Below are 13257 nucleotides of genomic sequence, written 5' to 3'. Positions count from 1 at the left end.
TTCATGGCAGAGGAACATGCAGAGAGCTACCTCTATAAGCTGGAAGCCGTGCTAGAGGAAGGGCGGTTACTGACAGTTGTGGTGGTCGCCCAAACGGATGAGCGAGCCTTCTCTTCCGCCGAGAACAATCTTTTGCGACATACGATAGCCTCACCTCGTATCAGAGAGCTGAGCTTGGTGGAAAAGAAGCCGCTCGGACGTCAAGGAGTCGGGTTCGTAGTGGAAACCTCTACGTTTGCTTAAAACGGCCAAGACTCTTCCTGTGAAGGAACAATGCAGCAAGGAGGACGGATTCGCAATGAACACAGGCAGAGTCGTTTTTGTTGGAGCAGGGCCTGGTGACCCAAAGCTGCTGACGATTCGCGGCATGGAGTCGCTTCGTCTTGCGGATGTGATTGTGTACGATCGCCTAGCAAGCCCGCAGCTTCTCTCGTACGCAAAAAAGGGAGCCACCCTCATCTATTGCGGGAAAGAGGCCGATCATCATACATTGCCACAAGAAGAGATCAACCTTCTGCTCATCAGGGAAGCCCAAAAAGGGAAATACGTCGTTCGTCTGAAAGGCGGCGATCCGAGCATGTTCGGGCGGGTAGGAGAGGAAGCGCAGATGTGCCGCGACTATTCTATTCCGTTTGAGATCGTCCCAGGAATTACTTCCGGGATGGCGGCTCCGCTCTACGCAGGTATTCCGCTGACGCATCGTGACTACAACGCTTCCGTCGCTTTTGTCACCGGTCACCTGTGTGAAAAAAATGCAGGAAAGGAGCCGGACTGGGCAGCCCTCGCCTCGATGGAAACGTTGGTCATCTACATGGGTGTGAAAAATCTGCCTCGCATCAGGGAACGACTTCTTGTGCATGGAAAAGACGCCCAAACGCCCGTTGCTCTCGTGCGCTGGGGGACGGTGCGTGAGCAGGAGACGTTGATCGGCAAGCTTGGGACGATAGATAAGGAAGTTGAGCAGGCTCGTTTTGCCGCACCCGCCATCATTATCATAGGTGAGGTCGTCCGTCTACGGGAATCGCTGAACTGGTATGAATCACGCCCCTTGTTCGGAAAACGGGTAGCCGTTGCAAGAAGAGCAAGCGATGAAGGAAATAGCGAACTCGTGATTGCCTTGGAGCAGTTGGGCGCCGAAGTCATGCCGATTCCTTTGATCGAGCAGTGCACGTTTGACACACCATTGACGGAGCTTGCCACTTATCGTTGGCTCGTGTTCGAGGATGAGCAGCAAGTATCCTTTTTTACTTCTGCCTTGCGACAACAGCGATATGATGTACGGCGCTTGACGAGCAAGCTGGCTGTTTGTGGACAACGGGCTTCTGAGGCTTTCGAGAAACAGGGGATTTATCCGGACTTGATGCTGGATGAAAATACATCTCTACTGGCACTCCCCGACCTGCTTGCCTTGGAAAAAGAAGAGCAGGTGCTTTACGCAGGGGAGCGGAAGCCGCAAAAAATCACGATGGACCACGGCAACGTGATTCACGTAATCCAAGCGGGCACGCTCGTATGGGATGGGAAGGACCTTAGTGCGAAAAAGGAGGGATGGTCATTTGACTGGCTTGCGACGGATGATGTCCATACGCTGTCAGCGCTGGCGCAATTCGCTGGCGATGCCTGGTCAAAGACACCGATCGTATGTGTCGGAAAGGAAACAGCAGTTGCAGCGAGAGAAATGGGCTGGCAATCCGTGAGCAGTCTTAAAGATCACACGATCAATATAAACGAGCTGAAGGATGATCGAACGCTGAATGATCAAGGAGGGGGCACATGAGCCAACTGAATTATGCGTCAGCGACAGAGGAACAACTCGCTTCCATCAATAATCGTCTCGCAAAGGGTGACACCATAGACGTAATCAAATGGGCATATAAGACGTTTTCGGATGATTTGATTTATTCGTGTAGCTTTGGGGCCGAAGCCATGGTGCTGCTCGATATGATCAGCGATGTGAAAAAGGATGCCAAGGTCACTTTTTTGGATACCAATCTCCACTTTTTCGAGACGTACAGCTTGATTGAGCGGGTGAGCGCGAGGTATCCCGCGCTGAGGATAACGGTCAAGCAGCCGGACATCACGCTGGCCCAGCAGGCAGACCTCCATGGCGAAGAATTGTGGAGTAGGCAGCCGGATATGTGCTGCCATATCCGCAAGGTACAGCCGATGGAAGATGTGCTGACCGGAGCGGTTGCATGGATGTCAGGTCTACGCAGAGAGCAGTCTGCCACGAGAGCGAATGTCGGGTTTATCAACCGCGATGAAAAATTCCAGTCGCTAAAAATTTGCCCGCTCATCCATTGGAAGTCGGAAGAAGTGTGGCAGTACATCCGGGCATTTGAATTGCCGTACAATCCCCTTCACGACCAGAGCTATCCGAGCATCGGCTGCGCTCCTTGTACACGTCCTGTAAAAGAGGGCGAGGATTCGAGGGCAGGGCGCTGGGCGCAAGCAGGGAAAACGGAATGTGGCCTGCATCTCGCAAGGTAACGAGTAAGAGAAGAACAAACCAAGGATAGGAGGGGCTTTTGTATGAGTGGGAAACCTCACGGGGGAGAGCTGGTAAACCGTTTTGATCCACAGGCAGACCTGTCGGTGACTACGCATGAAGTGGAGATAGATGCATTTGCACTCGCAGATCTGGAGTTAATCGGGATTGGGGGCTATAGTCCGCTTACCGGATTTTTGAATCGGGAGGATTATATATCCGTCGTTGAGCAGATGCGGCTGGCAGATGGTACCGTTTGGAGCATTCCAATTACACTTCCGGTCTCGACCACTGTCGCAGGAGCCTTGCAGATCAAAGACAAGGTGCGGTTGAGCCATCAGGGCTCGGTCTACGGCATTCTTGAAATCACAGATATTTATTCACCTGACAAGGAGAGAGAAGCCCGCCTCGTTTATGGCACCGACGATACGAATCATCCCGGGGTGAAAAAGCTGCTGGAGCGTCCTGCTGTTTATTTGGCTGGCCCGATTACGCTGGTAAAGCGCACCGAAAAAGGGCGTTTTGCCAGCTATCACTTCGATCCGGCACAAACGAGAGAAAGATTTGCCGAGAAGGGCTGGAAAACGATTGTCGGCTTCCAGACACGCAACCCAGTCCACCGCGCACATGAATACATCCAGAAGTCAGCTCTCGAAATCGTCGATGGTCTGTTTTTGAATCCTCTTGTGGGCGAAACGAAGGCAGATGACATCCCTGCTGATGTGCGGATGAACAGCTATCAGGTATTACTGGAAAAATACTATCCGGCTACACGGGTAGAGTTGGCTGTTTTCCCGGCTGCCATGCGTTATGCGGGACCACGGGAAGCAATTTTTCATGCTTTGGTGAGGAAAAATTACGGCTGCACACATTTTATTGTAGGTCGGGACCACGCTGGTGTTGGCAACTACTACGGGACGTACGATGCTCAGCATATTTTCCGCCAATTCCAGCCGGAGGAGCTAGGGATTACGCCATTATTTTTCGAGAACAGCTTTTATTGCAAGACCTGCGGAAACATGGCCTCTACCAAAACGTGTCCTCATGATAGCGAGCATCATGTTGCGCTGTCCGGGACGAAGGTGAGGGAAATGCTATCGCGCGGAGAGGCTCCGCCACCTGAATTTAGCCGTCCTGAAGTTGCTCGGGTATTGATCGAAGGGCTGCGACCCGTGTCCGTTTAATCGGCGAGAAGAAAGCAGTGGAAGAGAGGAGAGAGACGATGAGTAGAGAGGGCACCGCGAATATCGTATGGCATCCGACGACGGTAACTAAACAAGACCGTCAAAAGCGTGCAGGCCACAAAAGCTGTGTCTTATGGTTTACGGGGCTGTCAGGTGCTGGAAAATCGTCGTTGGCCAATGCAGTCGAACACGAACTGCATCAGAGAGGGCTAGCCAGTTACGTACTGGATGGTGACAATATACGCCACGGCTTGAACCGCGGATTGGGGTTTGGGGCAGAGGACAGACAAGAGAATATTCGCCGAATTGGCGAGGTCGCGAAGCTATTCGTAGACGCAGGCGTGATTACCTTGACCGCGTTTATCTCTCCGTATCGGGAAGACCGGGAGCTTGCGCGTAATCTGGTAGAGGCGGGAGAATTCATCGAGATATATGTAAAATGTTCATTGGATGAGTGTGAGCGCCGGGATGTGAAGGGACTGTACCGAAAAGCGAGAAGTGGAGAGATTGGTCAGTTTACGGGGATTTCAGCACCGTATGAAGAGCCTCTTCAAGCGGAGTTGGTCATTGAGAGCGACAAGCAGACGATTGAGGAATCTGTCCAGATTGTCCTTACATACCTGGAAAAGCACAAGATTCTCTAGTTTTATGGATAGGTAAAAAAGCACGACGCGAGAGGCGCCGTGCTTTTCTTCGTGAGGAAAAATATTACTTCGTAGTGGTCGCTGGTTCAACAGCTTCCAGATCCTCAGTCATTTCTAGCATCCATTTTTGTTGATCAACCATGCTTTCAGCGATTGGACGAACAAAGCCTTTGTCGCTAAAGCTGTTGATTGCTTTTTCGTCTTTCACCAGCTGTTCTACAGTCAGACCAGCATCTTTTGCTGGTGCATTGAACTTGGTTGCTTTTCCGAAGTTGTATGCATATTGATCAGCAGACAGACCGATTGTTACAGGTTGCTTCATTTCTGGCGCTTGGAAAGTTACGCTCAGATCGCTTGTTTGTTTTACAGGCATTTTGTTGCTGTCGATGTAGAAGTCGAGGTTCCAAGCGAGCTTGTGGAAGCCTTCTTTTTTCATTTCTTCTACGATTTTTTCAGGTGTGTATGCTTTACCTGTTTCATCCAGCCATTTTTTCGCTTCAGCCATGCCTTCGTTTACCATTGCTTCCGCATTTGCGCGCTTCTCAGCTTCTGTGGTTTTCTTGCCCATTTCTGGATACAGATCTTCTGTCATGGAAGTGGTCAGTACCATCATATCGATCGCAAAATCTTTTACTTCTTTGCTAGCTACTGCATCGTTAGCTGTGAAGAAGAACATTTTTACCAATTCTTTTGCGTCGATTTTTACAGTTACATGAGTTGCTTCTACTTTATTACCGTTTGGCAATGTAACGGATTGTTTGCCATGGTTTTTCGCGTCTGCCAATGTATAGCCATATTTACTTACATACTTTTTCACAAAGTTGAAAGTAAGGTCGTTCATTTTGTCTTGGTATTCTTTCAGCTTCGCAGCGTTAGCAGCATCGGAGCCGCCAAACTCAGCCATGAAAGGATTGGATGCGTTCGAATCGATTACCAAGTACTTGCTGTCCAGTGGAGACTTCACGTAGACTTTATCTTCGTCAACGATCGTTTCAACAGATGCTTTTTTGTCACCTGTCCAGAGCTTGTTGTCGCGCAGGAGCTTGTCGTCTTTTACTTCTACTTCAAACTTCACAGTGTCCAGATCCAGCTGGGAGCCTTTTACTGTTACGCCTGCTTTCAAAGCGGACAACAATGCTTGCCCTTCTTTGTCAACCGGTTCTCCGAATGCTTCAGGCAATTTCTCAACGTCGCCTGTCAGCTTCAAAGTGCCTTCAAAATCATAGTTAGGCTTGTCAATTGTCGCTACGATAGAATCACGCACCAGGGATGCCTCTCCTGCACAACCAGTCAGCAGTACTGTACCTGCTACCAGAAGGGCGCTACCTTTTTTCCACATGATGTGTTCCTCCCCTATGTATATTATTTTTTATTCCCCCTTTGTTCTACGCACAAATAGAGAAAAGGTTTCGCAAAAACGGAAAAAAATCACAATCCGGCTAATTCTGCCTCATTTTCGTGGTAAAATGAAGGGGAGAAGATGGTTAGTGAAGAAAGGGCGTTGCAACATGTGGTCGTGGCTTCAAAAGCTGATGAACTTTTTTCAGGGAGAAAGAGAAGAAGAAATAGAGGAAGAAGGCCGTCCAGCAGGTACCGGTAACCAAGCGGGTAATCCCGTTCCCCGTCAGCCTCAGCCTCAGGCGAGAACAAAAAGCATATACCCAAAAGAACGGGTAGACACTCGAGATATAGAAGACAATGTGCGTCAAAGAAGAGAGCGTCAATTTCGTTTTCCAGTTGTCCCGGATGACTATTTGGAGAAGAAGCGCAATCGTAGCGAGAATCCTGCCGAATCGAATGATCGCAGTCGCCAGCAGGCACCTCGTGAGCGATTCGAGCCCAAACGTGAAACGGTGCGGCCAGCAAATGATCGCGTGATGGAAACAAAGACAGAGCCCGTTTTTGAGAAAAAGAAGCCTGAGCTTGTTAAAAACAACATCGAGATACCGCAGCGTCCAAATCGTGCGCCGCAAAAAGAAACGGAAAAAGTAACGAGACCCGTTTTTTCTACAGAAGAAAAGCGTGCCTACCAGCCGTCTGAAATCGTTTCTCCTGTTTATGGGAAAATAACCCCGGCGACACGCGAGGCAGAGCATCGGATTCATACGACTGCGGGAATCATTTATCCGCGTCAGGAGCAAGAAGAGCATTTGCAGCAGATGAAGCAGTGGGAACAAGAGATCAGCGAGCGATATTTTCCAGAGGAGCAAGAGTCTGCTTCCTTTGAGCAAAATGAACCGCAGCATGTTGTTGGTGTTGTTGCGAATGATTCTGTACATAACGAAGGAGAAAATACTGTTGCAAAGACTGTCGTGGCAGAAGCTCTTGACTCAGAACGAGAGGTTGCTGTTTCCGTACAAGTGGAAGAGACAGTCGTAGAAGAAAAAACGCTGGTGGATACGGAGCCAAAAGCCGAAGAGACGGTGGCTGAAGTGCATGAGAATGAAGAGCCACAAATAGAAGTGAGCGAACTCGCAGAACCAATGGCGAGCGTGGATGCGGAAGAAGAGGTATCGGAGTCTCAAACGTCGGAAGAGCGACTAGCCCATGAGGAAGCCGAGCATAAACTGATTCCTACACCTAGTGAGGTTGTGCAGGTGGAGAGCGAGAATGATGGCGATGATGTCGAAGAGCCTGCCTATGCATCATCTATCAGCCGTTTGCTAGAGAGAGCAGAAATAGATTCACCACAGGAGCTCAGTTCAGAAGGAGTTGGTTCAAGTTTCGAAGATAAGCCTGAGCACACAGAACCAGCAGAACTAAGTGAGCCTGAATCTATTGCTCAACCAATTGTGGAATCCGTTGTGGAACCGATTGAAGAACCAGTTGCAGAAACCGTACCACTCCCTGTTTCATCCGCTACACAGTCCGTGAACTTGTCTCAGGCATCCAAGTCGATACAGCCTGCGTCAGCTCCGGTAAAAGACTCGTCCAATGAAGCGGACCAAGGAGCAGAGTCCGCACAGCCGCCATACGCCTTGCCGGATTTGGGACTGCTGAATCCAAGCCCACCGGTCAGTGATGACGACGATGAGCATACGCAAATTCAAAAGCTATTATTGGAAGAGACACTCGTGAATTTCAATGTCAGCGCTCAAGTAGTAGGGATTGTCAAAGGTCCATCCGTGACACGCTTTGAGTTGCAACCGGCTCCGGGCGTAAAAGTGAACAAGATTACGGGATTGGTTGACGATATCAAGCTGAATTTGGCTGCCAAAGATATTCGTATCGAGGCACCGATTCCAGGACGCAATGCCATCGGAATCGAAGTCCCAAATATGTCCAGCCAACCTGTATTAATCGAGAAGATTATCAGTTCAGACAAGTTTCAGGAGCATTCCTCTCCGTTAGCAGTTGCACTTGGTATGGACATCGGCGGAGAGCCGATTATTGCGGATATTAAAAAGATGCCGCACGGTTTGATTGCCGGCTCGACAGGCTCGGGTAAAAGTGTCTGCATCAACTCGATCATCGTCAGTCTGCTGTACAAAGCGACTCCTGAGCAGGTGCGATTGCTCTTGATCGACCCGAAAATGGTAGAGCTCGCCCCTTATAATCATTTGCCGCATCTGGTTACGCCTGTTGTGACAGAGGCCAAGCAGGCAACGGCATCTCTCAAGTGGGCCGTGGAAGAAATGGAGAAGCGCTATGCGTTGTTCGTAGATGCGGGTGTTCGCGATATTGACCGCTACAATCAGACGACAGATGATCAACTGCCTTATATCGTGATCGTCATCGATGAGTTGGCTGACCTGATGATGGTTTCGCCGCAGGATGTGGAGGATTGCATTATCCGTATCGCTCAGAAGGCACGTGCTTGCGGTATTCATTTGCTTTTGGCGACACAGCGCCCATCCGTGGATGTCATTACCGGAAACATCAAGGCAAACGTACCGACTCGTCTTGCTTTCGCCGTGTTCTCCCAAGTTGATTCGCGTACGATTCTCGATCAATCTGGGGCAGAGCGACTGTTGGGTAGAGGGGACATGCTGTTCCTTGAGAGCGGTACGACTCCGGTTCGTCTGCAAGGGAACTTTGTCTCGGATGACGAGATCGAGCGAATCACGCACATGATCAAAAAGCAAAGAAAGCCTGCGTACATTTTCAGCAAAGAAGATTTGGAGCAGCAGGTTGCATCGTTTGACAGCGGAGATGATCCGTTGTATCAGGAAGCCCTCGTGTTCGTGGCTGAGCAGGGCCAAGCTTCTGCATCTGGATTGCAACGCCGTTTCCGCGTCGGATATAACCGTGCTGCCCGTCTCATTGAAATGATGGAGGCAGATGGGTACGTCGCAGGACAAAGCGGCGGTAAGGCTCGCGCCGTCCTTATTTCCAAGGAGGACGCTCAAGCCGTAGTAGAGGGATCGACACTCCTGTAAAAAATGAGGGTCTTGCATGGAGCAAGGCCCTTTCTATACGGATGAGTTGCCTAAATATTCAGTAAGGTAGTATGCTATAAGATAGATGTGAGATGGAAAGGATCGATGACGATGAATCCGCTGGCGAAAAAGTATCAGGAAATTGACGACAAAATTGTCTTGTTCAATGAAGAGTATTATTTGAGCGTGGAGAAAATCGACATTACCGCACTGACGCTGGAAATAAGGGAGTCGCTCTTTAACCAGCTGTACGATTTCGACAGTCCGGACATGGAACTAGAGATCGATGTCTCTGAGGAAGACAAGGGCGTTTGGTACCTGCAATTGCTCGTACCACATGTATTGACACTGCCTGAAGCTGCCAAAAGACGTATCGAAAATGGAACCAATCAACTCACCAAGCATTTGAGTGAGCAGGCAGATGGGCTAGTAAGAATGCAATTGCTTGGGGAAGAAATTTATACTTATGTGAAACGGTACAATCCGGATTTGGAGCGTATTGCCTAATAACAAACATCCATCTATCCCACAACGAGGGGCCAGATGGATGTTTTTCATTCCCCTTAGCTTTTGGCCGTTTTGGTCACTAACCAGGTGCAGGCAGTCTTATTTGTCGTAGTCGCAATCCATTCACAGGGTTGATTGTTTACAGGAGTGATCAAGCGCAGAGTATCGCCTTTGATACCACCATATTTGACGGAGGCGCTGGGGGCTGTCGCGACATACACAACACGTTCGTTGATGGAAACAATTGGGGTAAAGGAAGAATTTTCGGATTTGTAGCCGCTAGTGAGGGAAACAGGAACAGGGAGGTTTTTCATGGAGAGGGTTATTTTATCCGAAGACTTGTGATAAAACATTTTTCCAGTAACCTGGCTGAAGTCGCCACCATCCACGGTGACTACCAATGGGTACGTTCCGGTGCCGTAGAGCATGATGGCGTGATCGGACCCGGAGTAACGGTTGTTTATGAGGGAGACATTTCCGCAGCGATTCAACGAAATGTTTTGGGTCAGTCGAGGATCAAACGAACAGTTTCTCACGGTAACTTGTCTCTCGGCGAGCACTTCCCATGGCTCCAAGCTCAAGGCGTAGCCGCCGATGGAAGTCGCTGTATCATTGGCCTCGAAGCTACAGCCATCAAATACAAGTCCTACATCTGAATAATCCACGGTGAGACCAGTACCAACTGTATTGGTGCTTCCTTGTGCGGTCGTATGCAATACCCAGCGACAATTGCTGAACGTCATGTTTTTCATAAAGTTCACCCGATTTTTCTGTTCGGGTGCCGTATAAAATACCGAGGAGCTGATACAGCCTGTCATGCCAGTGAGACTGAAGCTAGCGAGCGAAACAAGATGACTACCTTGCACGACCATTGGGGAGGACAAATCTCCTTCCAAGTCGAGCTGTTGACGGCAAGAGATATTGGTCAGGTTTACGAACATGGGTGTGGCTCCGTCGTACCCTTGATTGAGCTCGACCTCAAAACGATCACACGCTACGTTCGCTGCATTCAGCCGCTCTAGGCCACCCGTCACCGTAATATCTGAGCGTGTACGCTTGCGGTTGTCGCTGTAAAAATCGGTAATTTGCACAGTGCGGACATAGCAGTTTTTTTCCCCGGCAAAGTAAAAATGGTCGGCGACTCCATCCGTACACCATACTTGTTGTAGTGCTACGTAATTGAGATAGCTGCTAGGACCGCCACCACGAATGTAGAAATCGGTGCTATGCTCGTAATCGTAAGGGTCGGGTGGCAGCGGGTTTGCTCTCGCATTGGAATCGATCTTCAGGTTGGCGACCACAAAAGAATCAGCATCCCCACCCGCGGACGTAATCGAGAACAGCCAGCGCCAATCTGCGGCAGTTGAATTCGCTTTCCTTTTTATTACGGAAAAAGGACCGATTCCCTGCATCACTAGGCTTTTTCCTGCTCCTAGGATGACCTCCAGTCTGTTTGGCTCAATGATATAGGTGCCAGCAGGGAAAAATAATGGAATTTGTAGGTTAAGAGCAGCAGTTAATGCAGTCTGGATTGCTTGGGTATCGTCGGTCACTCCATCCCCCTTTGCTCCGTACGTTTTTACATCAATCCACATAAAAGCATTCCCCTCCAAAAAATGGGTAGACAAGATTGTCTTCTTTTCATTTCATTCAACCATTTCTCAAATGTTGACAACCATTTAGTAAAAAGGGCACGGACTCCATAAAAATGTGTTCCATAAACTTTGGGCAACGACTGGCATATTTGTCCTAGAACCTCCGTATTAATAAGCAAAGAGGTGGATAGTATGTCGATTTTGGTGACAGGTGCAGCTGGATTTATCGGTTTTCATGTAGCACGACGGCTTTTGGAACAAGGACAGACGGTGTGGGGGGTAGATAATTGCAATGAGTATTACGACCCAGTCTTGAAGAGTAACCGACTGGAAATCCTCCAAGCGTATCCATTATTTCGTTTTGTCAGAGCGGATATTGCAGATCAGAGCAAGATGGACGAGTTGTTCCGAGAAATGGAGCTGGAGACTGTCATTCACTTGGCCGCTCAGGCGGGTGTCAGGTACAGTCTGGAAAATCCTCATGCCTATACGACTTCCAATATCACCGGATTTCTAAACATTTTGGAAGGATGCCGACGGTCGAGGGTCAAGCATTTGCTCTACGCATCTTCTAGCTCCGTCTACGGAGGGAATACAAAGCTACCCTTTGCAGAGTACGATCCCGTAGATGAGCCGGTCAGCTTGTACGCAGCAACGAAAAAAGCCAATGAACTGATGGCCTATACCTATAGTCACTTATACGGCTTGCCTGCGACGGGACTGCGCTTCTTTACGGTATATGGGCCGTGGGGCCGACCCGATATGGCGCTCTATACGTTTACCAAGGCGATTTTGTCGGGAGAGCCTGTCCGTATCTTCAACTACGGCAACATGACAAGGGACTTTACGTATGTGGACGATATCGTCGAAGGGATGCTGCGACTGATGAATCGAATCCCCCAAAGGGAAGGGGATAAGGTGCCGCATGAGGTCTTCAACATCGGGAATCACCAGCCGATCGATTTACTTACGTTTCTCTCCATCTTGGAAGAGAAGCTGGGGAAAAAGGCTGTTCGCGACTATTTGCCCATCCAGCCGGGGGATGTTCCTGCTACCTATGCATCAGTAGAAGCTCTGTATGAGGCGACAGGCTTTCGCCCAAAAACACCAGTCGATGTGGGGATATCCCGCTTTGTAGACTGGTACGTCAGCTATTATGGTGTCGCCCATGCGTAAAAAAGTGGGAGTAGTCGGTCTTGGATATGTAGGACTGCCTGTCGCGATTGCTTTTGGCCAAGTGCTTCCAGTAGTGGGTTTTGACATTGACGAAAGACGCATACGCAGTCTGGAGAGCGGAATGGATGAAACCGGAGAGATGTCTACAGATGAGCTGATGCGAGCCAACATCACGTATACAGATGACCCCGCAAGTCTAGCAACGTGTGATTTTATCATCATAACGGTACCCACACCTGTCGATTCTGCGAAACGACCCGATATGCGCGCACTCATTCTCGCATCTGAAAGTGTTGGGCAATATCTGACTTCAGGGACCATCGTTGTCTATGAATCGACCGTGTATCCAGGGGCAACAGAAGAGATTTGTATTCCTGTATTGGAACAAGCGTCTGGAAAGCTGGCGGGAATTGATTTTTTCGTCGGCTACTCACCTGAACGAATTAATCCGGGGGATCGGGAACGGAGATTGTCCCAGATCGTCAAGGTCGTTTCAGGGCAAGATCGCCAGACGTGTGAAACGATTGCCGAGATGTATGGGCTGATAGTAGAGGCAGGTATTCATAAAGCGCCCTCGATTCAGGTGGCTGAGGCAGCCAAGGTGATTGAGAACACGCAACGCGACATCAACATCGCCTTGATCAATGAGCTCTCGATTATTTTTGATCGCTTGGGCATTTCTACGGCAGATGTGCTCCAAGCTGCTCGGACCAAGTGGAATTTCCTTCCGTTCTCTCCAGGACTCGTCGGTGGTCATTGTATTGGCGTCGATCCGTACTATTTGACATACAAAGCGGAGAGTGTTGGTTATCATCCACAGGTCATACTGGCTGGACGACGGATCAATGACGGAATGGGTAAGTTCGTCGCGACCTCACTCGTGAAACAAATGATCTGGCAAAATATTGCGATTCAAGGCTCGCGGATTACGATTATGGGCATCACCTTTAAAGAAAACGTGTCGGACATCCGCAATAGTCGGGTCATCGACATTATTCAGGAACTAAAGGAGTTCGGAGTAGAGGTCCAAGTGACAGATGAATTGGCTTGTCCAGAGCGGACGAGAGAGGAATACGGCATTCAATTGCGAGAGTGGGAAGACCTGCAGCCTGCCCACGGAATCGTATTGGCTGTACCTCATGAGCGATATCTGCACCTGGGATGGGAGGAGCTTGCAGGGCTCTTGTATCAGGGGCAAGGTGTCATCGCAGATGTGAAAAGCGTGCTCAATCGCGAAACATGCCCGGCAGAAATTAGCCTCTGGCGTTTATGATGACCATTTTT

11 protein-coding genes are annotated in these 13257 nt (G+C 49.5%); 9 read left to right on the top strand and 2 right to left on the bottom strand.

Annotated elements, in window-relative coordinates; all coding sequences use genetic code 11:
• Positions 1 to 3 precede the first annotated feature (3 nt).
• Genes ACUUHJ_RS23080 through cysC form a run of 5 tightly spaced genes read left to right on the top strand, consistent with a single transcriptional unit; the run spans position 4 to position 4316 of the window.
• A complete protein-coding gene (locus ACUUHJ_RS23080; protein WP_472300029.1) occupies positions 4 to 243 on the top strand; it encodes a DUF3906 family protein in 240 nt (79 codons plus the stop codon).
• Positions 244 to 298: 55 nt separating this feature from the next.
• A complete protein-coding gene (gene cobA / locus ACUUHJ_RS23075) occupies positions 299 to 1777 on the top strand; it encodes a uroporphyrinogen-III C-methyltransferase (RefSeq protein ID WP_472300028.1) in 1479 nt (492 codons plus the stop codon).
• Positions 1774 to 2490, top strand: a complete 717-nt coding sequence (locus ACUUHJ_RS23070) for a phosphoadenylyl-sulfate reductase (protein WP_472300027.1) — start codon at positions 1774 to 1776, stop codon at positions 2488 to 2490. Before cobA ends, ACUUHJ_RS23070 begins: the two co-directional genes overlap by 4 nt.
• A 42-nt stretch (positions 2491 to 2532) precedes the next feature.
• The gene (gene sat, locus ACUUHJ_RS23065) at positions 2533 to 3672 is read left to right on the top strand and encodes a sulfate adenylyltransferase (RefSeq protein WP_289673958.1); all 1140 of its coding nucleotides are present in this window, start codon (positions 2533 to 2535) and stop codon (positions 3670 to 3672) included.
• Between the two features lie 38 nt (positions 3673 to 3710).
• The gene (cysC, locus tag ACUUHJ_RS23060; RefSeq protein WP_289673957.1) at positions 3711 to 4316 is read left to right on the top strand and encodes an adenylyl-sulfate kinase; all 606 of its coding nucleotides are present in this window, start codon (positions 3711 to 3713) and stop codon (positions 4314 to 4316) included.
• A gap of 64 nt (positions 4317 to 4380) precedes the next feature.
• Here the strand turns inward: cysC and ACUUHJ_RS23055 are convergent, their stop codons facing one another.
• Positions 4381 to 5655: a hypothetical protein gene (locus tag ACUUHJ_RS23055; protein ID WP_289673956.1), complete on the bottom strand. Its 1275-nt coding sequence runs from the start codon at positions 5653 to 5655 to the stop codon at positions 4381 to 4383.
• Between ACUUHJ_RS23055 and ACUUHJ_RS23050 the strand changes: the two genes are divergently transcribed.
• Together ACUUHJ_RS23050 and ACUUHJ_RS23045 are read left to right on the top strand one after the other, a co-directional pair.
• Positions 5549 to 8695, top strand: coding sequence for a DNA translocase FtsK (locus ACUUHJ_RS23050; protein WP_472300026.1), 3147 nt, complete (start codon positions 5549 to 5551; stop codon positions 8693 to 8695). The two genes, ACUUHJ_RS23055 and ACUUHJ_RS23050, sit on opposite strands and share 107 nt — an antisense overlap.
• A 111-nt stretch (positions 8696 to 8806) precedes the next feature.
• Positions 8807 to 9202, top strand: a complete 396-nt coding sequence (locus ACUUHJ_RS23045) for a hypothetical protein (protein WP_354142452.1) — start codon at positions 8807 to 8809, stop codon at positions 9200 to 9202.
• A gap of 56 nt (positions 9203 to 9258) precedes the next feature.
• Here the strand turns inward: ACUUHJ_RS23045 and ACUUHJ_RS23040 are convergent, their stop codons facing one another.
• Positions 9259 to 10797: a glycosyl hydrolase family 28-related protein gene (locus ACUUHJ_RS23040; protein ID WP_472300025.1), complete on the bottom strand. Its 1539-nt coding sequence runs from the start codon at positions 10795 to 10797 to the stop codon at positions 9259 to 9261.
• Positions 10798 to 10989: 192 nt separating this feature from the next.
• Here ACUUHJ_RS23040 and ACUUHJ_RS23035 point away from each other — a divergent pair, with 192 nt between their 5' ends.
• On the top strand, positions 10990 to 11973 hold the full coding sequence (locus ACUUHJ_RS23035; RefSeq protein WP_289673953.1) for an NAD-dependent epimerase: 984 nt from the start codon (positions 10990 to 10992) through the stop codon (positions 11971 to 11973).
• Positions 11966 to 13246, top strand: coding sequence for a nucleotide sugar dehydrogenase (locus tag ACUUHJ_RS23030; RefSeq protein ID WP_238352010.1), 1281 nt, complete (start codon positions 11966 to 11968; stop codon positions 13244 to 13246). The genes ACUUHJ_RS23035 and ACUUHJ_RS23030 overlap by 8 nt, the downstream gene beginning before the upstream one ends.
• The last annotated feature ends 11 nt before the right edge of the window (positions 13247 to 13257 follow it).

This window comes from Brevibacillus schisleri, assembly GCF_055685845.1.
Note: the sequence above shows the minus strand (reverse complement) of the source record. Positions and strands in the feature narration are given on the sequence as shown.

Coding starts and splice junctions, on each gene's coding strand:
- ACUUHJ_RS23080 (WP_472300029.1), top strand. CDS start 4: ATGGCAGAGGAACATGCAGAGAGCTACCTCTATAAGCTGGAAGCCGTG.
- cobA (WP_472300028.1), top strand. CDS start 299: ATGAACACAGGCAGAGTCGTTTTTGTTGGAGCAGGGCCTGGTGACCCA.
- ACUUHJ_RS23070 (WP_472300027.1), top strand. CDS start 1,774: ATGAGCCAACTGAATTATGCGTCAGCGACAGAGGAACAACTCGCTTCC.
- sat (WP_289673958.1), top strand. CDS start 2,533: ATGAGTGGGAAACCTCACGGGGGAGAGCTGGTAAACCGTTTTGATCCA.
- cysC (WP_289673957.1), top strand. CDS start 3,711: ATGAGTAGAGAGGGCACCGCGAATATCGTATGGCATCCGACGACGGTA.
- ACUUHJ_RS23055 (WP_289673956.1), bottom strand. CDS start 5,655: ATGTGGAAAAAAGGTAGCGCCCTTCTGGTAGCAGGTACAGTACTGCTG.
- ACUUHJ_RS23045 (WP_354142452.1), top strand. CDS start 8,807: ATGAATCCGCTGGCGAAAAAGTATCAGGAAATTGACGACAAAATTGTC.
- ACUUHJ_RS23040 (WP_472300025.1), bottom strand. CDS start 10,797: ATGTGGATTGATGTAAAAACGTACGGAGCAAAGGGGGATGGAGTGACC.
- ACUUHJ_RS23035 (WP_289673953.1), top strand. CDS start 10,990: ATGTCGATTTTGGTGACAGGTGCAGCTGGATTTATCGGTTTTCATGTA.
- ACUUHJ_RS23030 (WP_238352010.1), top strand. CDS start 11,966: ATGCGTAAAAAAGTGGGAGTAGTCGGTCTTGGATATGTAGGACTGCCT.